This is a genomic window from Streptomyces sp. NPDC044063 (assembly GCF_056434285.1).
The window spans coordinates 127,103-138,233 of the sequence record NZ_JBWKFM010000024.1 but is presented as its reverse complement, the minus strand read 5'-3'; the positions used below and the strand labels follow the sequence as shown (position 1 = coordinate 138,233).

Here is an 11,131-nt window from a genome sequence, read left to right as displayed (position 1 = left end):
CATCCATCGAGATGGACGGGGTGTCAACATATCTGGCGTTGACTTTTGGCACGCTGTTGAGTTCTCAAGGAACGGACGCTTCCTTTGTACTCACCCTCTCGGGCTTTCCTCCGGGCGCTTCCCTTCGTTGTTTCCAACCTTACCAGATCCGTTTTCCGCTCGTTTCCGATCGGAATTTCGTTTCCAGCGCCCTGTTGGACCGGGCTTCCCCGACTTTATCAGAAATCTTCGCGGCCGATTCACACCGGCTTTCCGATTCCAGAGGGAGTCGAGAGGCTTCGTCATTGAATTCTCTTCGCTGACCGAAGCAGGTCAGATACTAACCGTTGCTGTGGACCAGGTCCACCTCGTCGCAACCGTTCGAATCTACCTCCCCACCCATCCCGTGTCAACGGTCTGTGCGGGGCGAAGAGAACAGTACCAGGTTTACCGCCCCCCGAAGGACGACGGCGGGCTCTCCAGCTCCTCCAGTTCGATGCCGGGCGCCGAGAGCACCACGTCGCCGGCGATGTGGACCGCGTACCGCTCCCCCGTGTCCAGCTCGCTCACCTGGTACTCGTCCACCTCCAGCGGGCCGCTGTCCGTGGTGTGCGTCGTCCTGCCGGTCAGGGCCCAGGCCTGGTCGAGGGTGCGCGGGGCGAGGACGGGGGCCGTGAAGGAGACGAGGCGGACCCGGACCGCCGCGTCCCCGGGGTTCAGCCGGAGGAGGCGGGCGAGGGCCACGTAGAAGGCGGGGGACGTACCGGTGAAGGCGTGCGCGCGGACGTTGCCCTCCGTCGCGTGTTCGCCGGTGGGATCGGTGCGGACCCAGGTCATGCCGTCGATGGCCGCGCCGCGTACCTGCCAGTCCGCGCGCTGGAGCTGGAGGCGGATGGGGCGGCCCAGGTCGTCGACGGCGAGGTCGACCGAGCCGACGGGGCTCCCCGAGGGGCCGGTCAGCTGGGAGACGTAGCGCCAGCCGGAGGGTCCGGTGGCGCAGTGGAAGCGCTCGTCACCGAGGTGGGACCCGTCGTGGGTGTCGTGGAGCGAGTAGCGGCCGCGGGGCATGTGGAGTCCTTGACGCGAACGGGACAGGCCCCCGCCGTGGGGCGGGGGCCTGTCCACCGGTCACCGGGCGCGTGGCACCGGTGACCGCGGGAGCTGGCGCGGCCGTGGTGGCCGGCCGTGTCAGTAACGGTAGTGGTCGGGCTTGTACGGGCCCTCGACCGGGACGCCGATGTACGCCGCCTGCTCCGGACGGAGCACCGTGAGCTTGACGCCGAGGGCGTCGAGGTGGAGGCGGGCGACCTTCTCGTCCAGGTGCTTGGGCAGGACGTAGACGTCGGTCGGGTAGGCCTCCGGCTTGGTGAAGAGCTCGATCTGGGCCAGGGTCTGGTCCGCGAACGAGTTCGACATGACGAAGGACGGGTGGCCGGTGGCGTTGCCCAGGTTGAGCAGGCGGCCCTCGGACAGCACGATCAGGACCTTGCCGTCGGAGAAGGTCCAGGTGTGGACCTGGGGCTTGACCTCGTCCTTGACGATGCCGGGGATCTTCGCCAGGCCGGCCATGTCGATCTCGTTGTCGAAGTGGCCGATGTTCCCGACGATGGCCTGGTGCTTCATCCTGGCCATGTCCGAGGCCATGATGATGTCCTTGTTGCCCGTCGTGGTGACGAAGATGTCGGCGATCTCGACGACCTCGTCCAGCGTGGTGACCTGGTAGCCGTCCATGGCCGCCTGCAGGGCGTTGATCGGGTCGATCTCGGTGACGATGACCCGGGCGCCCTGGCCGCGCAGCGACTCGGCGCAGCCCTTGCCCACGTCGCCGTAGCCGCAGACGACGGCGACCTTGCCGCCGATCAGGACGTCGGTGGCGCGGTTGATGCCGTCGATGAGGGAGTGGCGGCAGCCGTACTTGTTGTCGAACTTCGACTTGGTCACCGCGTCATTGACGTTGATCGCGGGGAAGAGCAGCGTGCCGGCCTGCTGCATCTCGTAGAGGCGGTGGACGCCGGTGGTGGTCTCCTCGGTGACGCCGCGGATCTCGGACGCCAGCTGCGTCCACTTCTGCGGGTTCTCGGAGAGGGTGCGGTTGAGGAGGGTGAGGATCTGGGCGTACTCCTCACTGTCCGCGGTGGCCGGGTCCGGGGCCGCGCCGGCCTTCTCGAACTCGACGCCCTTGTGGACGAGGAGGGTGGCGTCGCCACCGTCGTCGAGGATCATGTTGGGGCCGCCGGTGGGGGTGTCCGACCAGGTCAGAGCCTGCTCGGTGCACCACCAGTACTCCTCCAGGGTCTCGCCCTTCCAGGCGAAGACCGGAACGCCCCGGGGGGCGTCGGGGGTGCCGTCGGGGCCCACGGCGATGGCGGCGGCCGCGTGGTCCTGGGTGGAGAAGATGTTGCAGGACGCCCAGCGGACCCGGGCGCCGAGCGCGACGAGGGTCTCGATGAGGACGGCCGTCTGGACGGTCATGTGCAGCGAACCGGTGATGCGGGCCCCGGCGAGGGGCTGGGCCGCGGCGTACTCCTTGCGGATCGCCATCAGGCCGGGCATCTCGTGCTCGGCGAGGGTGATCTCCTTACGACCGAAGGCCGCCAGCGACAGGTCCGCGACCTTGAAGTCCTGACCGGTGGTGGTAGTCATACGGGCTGCTCCTCCAGAGGGGCGAGCGGGCGTGGGTACGGCTGTGCACGCGGCCGGCCCCGCGCAGGCGCTGCCTCTGTGCCCACACAGATCCCCCGGCCGCAGCTCAGTCCGTCGGAGGCCCTCTCTCCCTCGGCCGGTCCGTCGTGCGAACCGCCCGACCGCCATCAGCAGCGACGTCTGGCTCTGGCACGAATCTACACCGGGGTGCCCGGCGAACCCCAGCCCCCTTGGCGCCCGTTCGGCCCCGTCGGTCCTGTGCCCCGGTCCCGCGTCTGTTGCAGGATGCGATGAGTGCCCCCTGCGGACGATCAGCGGGACGATCAGCAGTTGGTGAGGAGACCCCAGTGACACCCTCGGCCGATCCCGATCCCCCCGTTCCCGGTCCTCCCGTGGGCCCGGCGGCGAGCGGCCGGCGGCTCAGGCTGCTCGCCGTGACGGCCTGTCCGACCGGCATCGCGCACACCTATATGGCGGCGGAGAAGCTGGTGCAGGCGGCGGAGGCGCTCGGTCACGACATCAAGGTGGAGACCAGGGGGGCGATCGGGCCCGAGAACATCCTGTCGGACGACGACGTCAGGGATGCCGACGGGGTGATCATCGCCGCCGACACGGAGGTGGACCGGAACCGTTTCGCCGGTAAGCGGGTGCTGTCGGTGGGGGTGGCGGAGGGGATCCACCATCCCGAGCAGTTGATCGAGCGGGTGCGGGACGCGCCGGTGTACGAGCCGGTGGGCGGCGCGGGGGCCGGGGGGCACGTCACCGCCGCCGTCATGATCCCCGGCGGGGGCGGTCGGCGGGTCGTCTACCGGGCGCTGATGAACGGCGTCTCGTACATGATCCCGTTCGTCGTCGTCGGCGGTCTGCTGATCGCGGTGTCGCTGGCGCTGGGCGGTAGTCCGCAGCCGGACGGCGGGCTGGTGATTCCGGACGGGACGTTCTGGAAGCACGTCCACGACATCGGGAACATCGGCTTCACCCTGATGATCCCGATCCTGTCCGGCTACATCGCCTACGCCATCGCGGACCGTCCCGCTCTGGTGCCCGGCATGATCGGCGGCTGGATCGCCAATACCGGGGCGCTCTACGACTCGAGGTCGGGCGCCGGCTTCATCGGGGCGATCGTGACGGGCTTCCTCGCGGGGTACGTGGTCCTGTGGATCAAGCGGGTGCGGGTGCCGGGGTTCGTGCGGCCGGTCATGCCGATCATCGTGATCCCGGTCCTCGCGACCTCGGCCGTCGGGCTGTTCTTCATCTATGTGCTGGGCCGGCCGATCTCCTGGGTGTTCGAGCACCTCACGGACTGGCTCGCGGGGCTGACCGGTGCCGGTGTGGCGGGGCTCGGTGTGCTGCTGGGGCTGATGATCGCGTTCGACATGGGCGGGCCGGTCAACAAGACGGCGTTCCTCTTCGGCGCGGGGCTGGTCTCGAAGAACCCGGAGATCATGGGCATGTGCGCGGCCGCCATCCCGGTGCCGCCGCTGGGCCAGGGGCTGGCCACGCTGCTGCGGCGCGGGATGTTCGACGACGAGGAGCGGGAGGCCGGACTGGCCGCGCTGTTCATGGGCTTCTTCGGGCTCACGGAGGGCGCCATCCCGTTCGCGGCGGCGCGGCCGGCCCGGGTGATCCCGGCGAACATGGCGGGCGGCGCGGTGGCCGGTGCCCTGGCCGGCCTGGCGGGGGTCACCGACAGCGTCCCGTTCGGCGGTCCCATCGTGGCGGTGCTGGGCGCGGTGGGCGGGGTGCCGATGTTCCTGACCGCCATCGCCGTCGGGACGGTGGTGACCGCGCTGACGACGGTGAGCCTCATGGCGCTGGGCACCCCCGCGGCCCGCGCGCCGCTGCCCGTGCCCCGGCCCGCGGGCCGCGGGGCGGAGGTGCCGGGCGGGCCGGGCCCCGCCCCCGCGCCGGCCGGGCCTTCCTCCGGCGCCCTCTCCGGCTATCTCACCGAGCGGACCGTGCGTCAGGAGCTGGCCGCCGGGGGGAAGGAGGAGGCGATCCGGGAGATGGCCGGGCTGCTGGCCGCCTCCGGGGCGGTGCGGGACGTCGACGGGCTGGTGGACGCCGTCCTGGCCCGGGAGCGGCTCGGCACCACCGGCCTGGGCGAGGAGATCGCGATCCCCCATGCGAAGACGGACGCCGTGAGCGCCCCCGTCGTCGCCTTCGCGCGGTCGGCCGAGGGGATCGAGTGGGGGGCGCTGGACGGGACGCGGGCGCGGCTCGTGTTCCTGATCGCGGTGCCGGAGGACACGCCCGGGGAGGAGCATCTGCGCATCCTGGCGCTGCTGGCGCGCAGGCTGCTCGACTCCGGGTTCCGTGCGCGGCTGGCGGAGGCGGGGGACGTGCCCGCGGTCCTGCGGGTGCTGTCCGAGGTGGGCTAGCCGGGGTGGGCCGGCCGCGGCGGGCTAGCCGAGGTGGGCCGGCCGCGGCGGGCCGGCCGCGGCGGGCCGGCCGCGGCGGGCCGGTAAAAGGGCCGGGCCGCCGGTCAGGCCCCCGTACCGCCCGGGGTCGCCCTCGGGTCCTCGCCCGCGGCGGCCGCCTCCTCGCTGTAGATGTCCGGTTCGAGGTAGATCACCCGGGCGATGGGGACGGCGGCGCGGATGCGTTCCTCCGCCGCGTCGATCGCGCGGGCCACCTGCGCCGCGGTGTCGTCGTGGCGTACCGCGATCTTCGCGGCGACCAGCAGCTCCTCCGGGCCGAGGTGGAGGGTGCGCATGTGGATGACGCCGACGACGGTCTCGCCGTCGACGGCGGCGGCGCGGATCCTCGCCACCTGCTCGGGTCCGGCGGCCTCGCCCAGCAGGAGCGACTTGGTCTCGGCGGCCAGGACCAGCGCGATCAGCACCAGCAGCGCGCCGATGCACATCGTGCCGATGCCGTCCCAGACGGCGTCGCCCGTCAGCAGGGTGATGCCGACGCCGCCGAGGGCGAGGACGAGGCCGACGAGCGCGCCGAAGTCCTCCAGCAGGACCACCGGCAGCTCGGGCGCCTTGGCCGTGCGGACGAAGGAGGTCCAGGTCTGCTTGCCGCGCAGCTCGTTCGACTCGTTGACGGCCGTGCGGAAGGAGAAGCCCTCGGCGACGATGGCGAAGAAGAGCACGCCGACGGGCCAGTACCAGTTCTCGAGGGCGTGGGGGTGCTGGATCTTCTCGTAGCCCTCGTAGAGCGCGAAGACGCCGCCGATGGTGAACAGCACGATGGAGACGAGGAAGCCGTAGACGTAGCGCTCGCGGCCGTAGCCGAAGGGGTGTTCCTCGGTCGCCTTGCGCCGGGCCTTCCGGCCGCCGAGCAGCAGCAGCGCCTGGTTGCCGGAGTCGGCGACCGAGTGGACGCCCTCGGCGAGCATCGACGAGGAGCCGCTGAACGCGAAGGCGACGAACTTCGCCGCCGCGATGGCGAGGTTGGCGCCCAGCGCGGCGACGATGGCCTTGGTTCCGCCTGATGCACTCATGGTGCGGGGTGTCCCTTCCGCGACTCCGCGACTGCGGTCCGCCTGCTTTGCTGATCCTTTACCGCTTACGGCGGGTCATTGTGGCACCGAGGCACGGAAGAGGGTGCCCTGTCCGTCGGCCGTCACCCGCTCGCCGGCCGGTACGTAGGCGGACTCGCCGCGGGCGAGGGTCAGTTCGGTGCCGTCCGCGCCGCGCAGCCGGGCCGAGCCGGCGACGCAGAGCAGGATCTGCGGCGCTCCGGTGGCGAGCGGGTGGGGCGCGGAGCCGGCGGCGAGGGCGAGGCGGGAGAGGCGGAACTCCTCGGCGGGGGTCTCGTAGACCTCCGTGCCGTCGGGCTCGGCCTCGGGGCGCAGGACGTGGGGTTCGGTGGCCTCGAAGCGGACGACGCGGAGCAGTTCGGGGACGTCGACGTGTTTGGGGGTCAGGCCGCAGCGCAGGACGTTGTCGGAGTTGGCCATGATCTCGACGCCGAGGCCTTCGAGGTAGGCGTGGGGCACTCCGGCGCCGAGGTAGAGGGCCTCGCCGGGCTGGAGGCGGACGTGGTTGAGGAGCATGGCCGCGATGACGCCGGGGTCGCCGGGGTGGTGCCGGGCGAGGGAGGCGTAGGCGGCGTACGCGGCGCGGTGCGGGCCGGTGCCGGCGGCGAGCCGCTCGGCGGCGTGGGCGGCCTCGGTGACCGTCGCGGCGATGGCGTCGCGCTCGGCGCCGAGCACGGCGGTGAGCATCTCGCGGAGGGCGTCGGCCTCGGGGCGGGCGTGCAGCAGGTCGGCGTACGGCTTGAGGGAGTCGACGTCGAGGGCGGCGAGGAGCTCGGCGGTGGCGTCGGGGGCGCGGAAGCCGCACAGGCCGTCGAAGGGGGTGAGGGCGCAGATGAGCTCGGGCTTGTGGTGGGCGTCCTTGTAGGTGCGGTGCGGGGCGTCCAGCGGGATGCCGAGCAGCTCCTCGTCGGCGAAGCCGGCGGCGGCCCGTTCGCGGTCGGGGTGGACCTGGAGGGACAGCGGGTCGGCGGCGGCGAGGACCTTGAGCAGGAAGGGCAGGACCGGGCCGAAGCGGCCGGCGGTCGCGGCGCCGAGTTCGCCCATGGGGTCGGCGGCGATGACGTCGCCGAGCGGTACGGGGCCGGCGCCGCGGTCGACGCGGGAGGGGGCCGCGGGGTGGGCGCCCATCCAGAGTTCGGCCTGGGGCTCTCCGGTGGGCTGGGCGCCGAGCAGCTCGGGGATCGCGGTGGTGGAGCCCCAGGCGTAGGGGCGCACGGCGTTGACGAGGCGGTCCATGGGCTTTCCTGACTGTTGGTGCGAAGTCTCGGGTCGGCCGGTACTGCGGGTGGACTCGTACGTGCTGGCTCGGCCTGTTCCGCGGCCTGTTCTACGGGGTGGAGGCGAGCGCCAGGTACACGGCGGCGAAATCGGTGATGGCCAGGAGCTCAGCGGCGGTCTGGAGGGGGCTCTCGCCCTCGGACGCCTCCAGCTCGCTGACGGGGGTGTCGTGCTGGAGGGCCAGTTCGCGGGCGGCCGGGGAGGGCGAGGTGACGGCGGGCTCGCGCTCGCGCAGCAGGACGACGCGGGCGTGCAGCGCCTCGGGCTCCTCGACGCGGTCGCGGAAGAAGTCCTCGGGGTCGGCGCCGGCGGCGAGGGTCCCGGCGAGGACGGTGCCGTGGGCGGTGAGCGCCTCGGGGAGCTCGGCGGGGAGCGCGGGGCGGCCGGCGAGGGCGGCCAGGACGGTCGCGAAGCGGCGGCCGGCGGCGGCGGCGAGCTCGCCCTCGGTCCAGATGAGCGGGACGGTGTCGGCCAGCTCGGCGGCGAGGGTCTTGGCGGGGTTGCTGTACGTGGCGATGGCGGGGCCGCAGCGCTCGGCGATGTGGTCGAGGTGGTCGGCGAGGGCCTCCAGGGCCGCGGTCGGGGCGGTCAGCAGGCCGACCCGGTCGCCGAGGGCGAGCAGCGGGGTGATCAGCGACCACAGGGTGCCGGGGCCGGTGGGCAGGATGTTGTCGGAGGCGTCGCCCAGCATGCCGGTGCCGCTCTCGCCGCCCGCCACGGCGGCCTCGTACGGGGTGGCGGTCAGCGGGACGGCCAGGCCCCTGGCCTGGAGGGTGGCGTCGGCCAGCGGGGAGCCGGCGGGGGTGACGGTGACGACGGAGCAGCCGCGCCGGTAGGCCTGCTCGAGGAGGAGGGCGAGGCCGGGCTCGGTACCGTCCGGGCTGGCGACCAGCAGGAGGTCGAGCGGGCCGGTCCAGCCGGGCAGGGTCCAGCGCAGCGCGCCGGGCGCCGGGGCGACGCCGGAGGGGCGGATCAGGGTGACCGGGCAGGCGTCGCCGGCGAGGGCGGCGAGCAGGTCGGCGGTGGAACCGGCCGCGGGGCCGGGGCCGGCGACCAGGACGGTGCGCGGGCGGCCGTCGGGCCGCAGCTCCCCGACGCCCGCCTCGGCGGCGTTGCGCAGCGCCGTGCGGACCCGGGCGCCGGATTCGGCGGCGCCCCGGAGCAGGCCGTGGAGGTCGGCGCGGGAGAGGCCGTCGGGGTTATCGAGGAGTGACTCGTCGAACAACGTGGATCAGCCTCCGGTCGCCGTGCGGTACGGAATGCCCCCCGGCCGGGCGGCGGCCGGGGCGGGCGGGTCAGGCGGGGCGGCGCGCCTCGTCGACGAGCAGCACGGGGATGCCGTCGCGGACGGGGTAGGCCAGCCCGCAGCCCTCGCCCGCGCAGACCAGCTCGGGGGTCTCCTCGGAGGCGTTCTCCTCGCGGAGGGGGGCGTGGCACGCCGGGCAGGCGAGGATCTCCAGGAGGCCGGCTTCGAGCGGCATGGGGGTTCCCTTCGGGACGTACGGGCTCTTCGTGGTCAGCGTATAGCCCCGCGCGGGGCGGGGCCCGGGCGGACGTGCGAGGTCCCCCCGGGCGGGGGCGGGGTCAGGCCCGGACGATGGCCAGGACCTCGTCCCGGACCCGGGCGACGGTGGCGTCGTCGCGGGCCTCCACGTTGAGCCTCAGGAGCGGCTCGGTGTTGGAGGCGCGGAGGTTGAACCACCAGTCGGGGGTGCTGACGGTGAGGCCGTCGAGCTCGTCGAGGGTGGCGTCGGGCAGGTCCGCGTAGGCGGCCCTGACGGCGGCGGCGCGGCCGGCCTGGTCGGCGACCGTGGAGTTGATCTCGCCGGAGGCGGCGTAGCGGTCGTACTGGTGCACGAGCTCGGACAACGGGCCCGCCTGGCCGCCGAGGGCCGCGAGGACGTGGAGGGCCGCGAGCATGCCGGTGTCGGCGTTCCAGAAGTCGCGGAAGTAGTAGTGGGCGGAGTGCTCGCCGCCGAAGATCGCGCCGGTGCGGGCCATCTCCTGCTTGATGAAGGAGTGGCCGACGCGGGTGCGGACCGGGGTACCGCCGTGCTCACCGACGACCTCGGGGACCGACCAGGAGGTGATCAGGTTGTGGATGATCGTGCCGCCGGGGTGCTTGGCCAGCTCGCGGGCGGCGACCAGGGCGGTGATCGCGGACGGGGAGACGGGCTCGCCGCGCTCGTCGACGACGAAGCAGCGGTCGGCGTCGCCGTCGAAGGCGAGGCCGATGTCGGCGCCGGTCTCGCGGACCTTGGCCTGGAGGTCGACGAGGTTCTTGGGGTCGAGGGGGTTGGCCTCGTGGTTGGGGAAGGTGCCGTCCAGCTCGAAGTACATCGGCACGAGGTCGACCGGCAGGCCGTCGAGGACGGTGGGGACGGTGTGGCCGCCCATGCCGTTGCCGGCGTCCACCACGACCTTCAGGCGGCGGATGCCGCCGAGGTCGACGAGGGAGCGCAGGTGGGCGGCGTAGTCGGCGAGGACGTCCCGCTCGGTGACCGTTCCCGGTGTCGCGGCCGGAGCGGGGGCGCCGCTCGCGGACCACTCCTCGACGAGGGCGCGGATCTCGGTCAGGCCGGTGTCCTGGCCGACCGGTGCCGCGCCGGAGCGGCACATCTTGATGCCGTTGTACTGGGCCGGGTTGTGCGAGGCGGTGAACATGGCGCCGGGCAGGCCGAGTTGGCCGCTGGCGAAGTAGAGCTGGTCGGTGGAGCAGAGGCCGATCAGGGTGACGTCGACACCACGGGCGGCCGCGCCGCGCGCGAAGGCGGCCGACAGGCCGGGCGAGGAGGGGCGCATGTCATGGCCGACCACGATCGCGCGGGCGTCCGTGACCTGTGCGAAGGCGGCGCCGAAGAGCTCGGCCAGGGACTCGTCCCACTGGTCGGGCACCACGCCGCGCACGTCGTACGCCTTCACGATCTGCGACAGATCAGCCACAGCCAACCCCTCCTGGAGTCCGGTACGGGACAACAAACCTACCTGCCGTAACGGGCGCCGAGGACCGTGCCGAGGCCCGCACGGCCGTACGGGACGTCAGGAGTCGGGGGACCGCAGGACCCTGAGGTGGCCTCGGCGGGCGACCTCCATCGGATCGATCTGGCGTCCGCTGGGCGCGACGGCCCCGGGTGCGGGGGGCGGCGGTACCTGGCGCTCCTGCGGACGGGCGGCCTCGCGTACGGCATTGGCCAGTGCTTCGAGGTCGTCGCCGCTGGGGCGGGAGGGCCCGCTGTCCACGACGAGCCGGACCACGTCCCAGCCCCGGGGCGCGGTCAGGCGCTCGGAGTGCTCGGCGCACAGGTCGTAGCAGTGGGGCTCGGCGTAGGTGGCGAGCGGGCCGAGGACGGCGGTCGAATCGGCGTAGACGTACGTCAGCGTCGCGACGGCCGGGCGGCCGCACGCGGTGCGCGAACAGCGACGTACAGGGCTCACGAGGTGGGACGGTACCGCACTCTTGAGCGGGCCGCGACGACTCACCCCCGGCTCACCCCTCCGTGTCGTCCCGGTTCGTCCTGTGGACGCCGCCGCCGAAGTGCCCTGGTCGCCCTGCTCCGAGGCGGGCGGGGGCGGTTGTGACGGCGGAGGAAACTGTCACCACCAGGTACACATAGTGTCATTCGGCAGGCGAACGCCTCCTCAGGAGGTGACCTTAATTGATCGCATAGATGGCCGGAACGCTCATCGGGCGACATGCCGTGAGATGGGCGACTCCCGCGTGCGGACGGCCGCACGGCGGAT

10 protein-coding genes are annotated in these 11,131 nt (G+C 72.8%); 2 read left to right on the top strand and 8 right to left on the bottom strand.

Annotation, left to right across the window (positions count from 1 at the left end; genetic code table 11):
• Positions 1–302: hypothetical protein (locus AC07BS_RS26305; protein WP_478650106.1), on the top strand; the 302-nt coding region annotated here is incomplete at its 5' end.
• Positions 303–426: 124 nt separating this feature from the next.
• Here AC07BS_RS26305 and AC07BS_RS26300 read toward each other — a convergent pair.
• Both AC07BS_RS26300 and ahcY read right to left on the bottom strand, forming a co-directional pair.
• Positions 427–1,047, bottom strand: coding sequence for a hypothetical protein (locus AC07BS_RS26300; protein ID WP_478934683.1), 621 nt, complete (start codon positions 1,045–1,047; stop codon positions 427–429).
• 120 nt (positions 1,048–1,167) lie between these two features.
• The gene (ahcY, locus tag AC07BS_RS26295) at positions 1,168–2,622 is read right to left on the bottom strand and encodes an adenosylhomocysteinase (RefSeq protein WP_478650100.1); all 1,455 of its coding nucleotides are present in this window, start codon (positions 2,620–2,622) and stop codon (positions 1,168–1,170) included.
• A gap of 434 nt (positions 2,623–3,056) precedes the next feature.
• Here ahcY and AC07BS_RS26290 point away from each other — a divergent pair, with 434 nt between their 5' ends.
• Complete coding sequence (locus AC07BS_RS26290) at positions 3,057–5,003, top strand: fructose-specific PTS transporter subunit EIIC (protein ID WP_478650097.1); 1,947 nt, start codon at positions 3,057–3,059, stop codon at positions 5,001–5,003.
• Positions 5,004–5,107: 104 nt separating this feature from the next.
• Here AC07BS_RS26290 and AC07BS_RS26285 read toward each other — a convergent pair whose 3' ends face one another.
• The 6 genes from AC07BS_RS26285 to AC07BS_RS26260 form a co-directional block, all read right to left on the bottom strand.
• Positions 5,108–6,073, bottom strand: coding sequence for a cation diffusion facilitator family transporter (locus AC07BS_RS26285; RefSeq protein WP_478650095.1), 966 nt, complete (start codon positions 6,071–6,073; stop codon positions 5,108–5,110).
• A gap of 75 nt (positions 6,074–6,148) precedes the next feature.
• On the bottom strand, positions 6,149–7,348 hold the full coding sequence (gene manA / locus AC07BS_RS26280; protein ID WP_478934682.1) for a mannose-6-phosphate isomerase, class I: 1,200 nt from the start codon (positions 7,346–7,348) through the stop codon (positions 6,149–6,151).
• A gap of 91 nt (positions 7,349–7,439) precedes the next feature.
• On the bottom strand, positions 7,440–8,615 hold the full coding sequence (locus AC07BS_RS26275) for an SIS domain-containing protein (RefSeq protein ID WP_478650089.1): 1,176 nt from the start codon (positions 8,613–8,615) through the stop codon (positions 7,440–7,442).
• 70 nt (positions 8,616–8,685) lie between these two features.
• Positions 8,686–8,871: a Trm112 family protein gene (locus AC07BS_RS26270; RefSeq protein WP_478650086.1), complete on the bottom strand. Its 186-nt coding sequence runs from the start codon at positions 8,869–8,871 to the stop codon at positions 8,686–8,688.
• Between the two features lie 103 nt (positions 8,872–8,974).
• Entirely contained in the window at positions 8,975–10,333 is a 1,359-nt protein-coding gene (locus tag AC07BS_RS26265) for a phosphomannomutase/phosphoglucomutase (protein ID WP_478934681.1), read from the bottom strand.
• Between the two features lie 96 nt (positions 10,334–10,429).
• Positions 10,430–10,870 carry a DUF3499 domain-containing protein gene (locus AC07BS_RS26260; RefSeq protein ID WP_478650081.1) on the bottom strand — a complete coding sequence of 147 codons (441 nt, stop codon included), beginning with the start codon at positions 10,868–10,870 and terminating at the stop codon, positions 10,430–10,432.
• Positions 10,871–11,131: the final 261 nt, after the last annotated feature.

Coding starts and splice junctions, on each gene's coding strand:
- AC07BS_RS26300 (WP_478934683.1), bottom strand. CDS start 1,047: ATGCCCCGCGGCCGCTACTCGCTCCACGACACCCACGACGGGTCCCAC.
- ahcY (WP_478650100.1), bottom strand. CDS start 2,622: ATGACTACCACCACCGGTCAGGACTTCAAGGTCGCGGACCTGTCGCTG.
- AC07BS_RS26285 (WP_478650095.1), bottom strand. CDS start 6,073: ATGAGTGCATCAGGCGGAACCAAGGCCATCGTCGCCGCGCTGGGCGCC.
- manA (WP_478934682.1), bottom strand. CDS start 7,348: ATGGACCGCCTCGTCAACGCCGTGCGCCCCTACGCCTGGGGCTCCACC.
- AC07BS_RS26270 (WP_478650086.1), bottom strand. CDS start 8,871: ATGCCGCTCGAAGCCGGCCTCCTGGAGATCCTCGCCTGCCCGGCGTGC.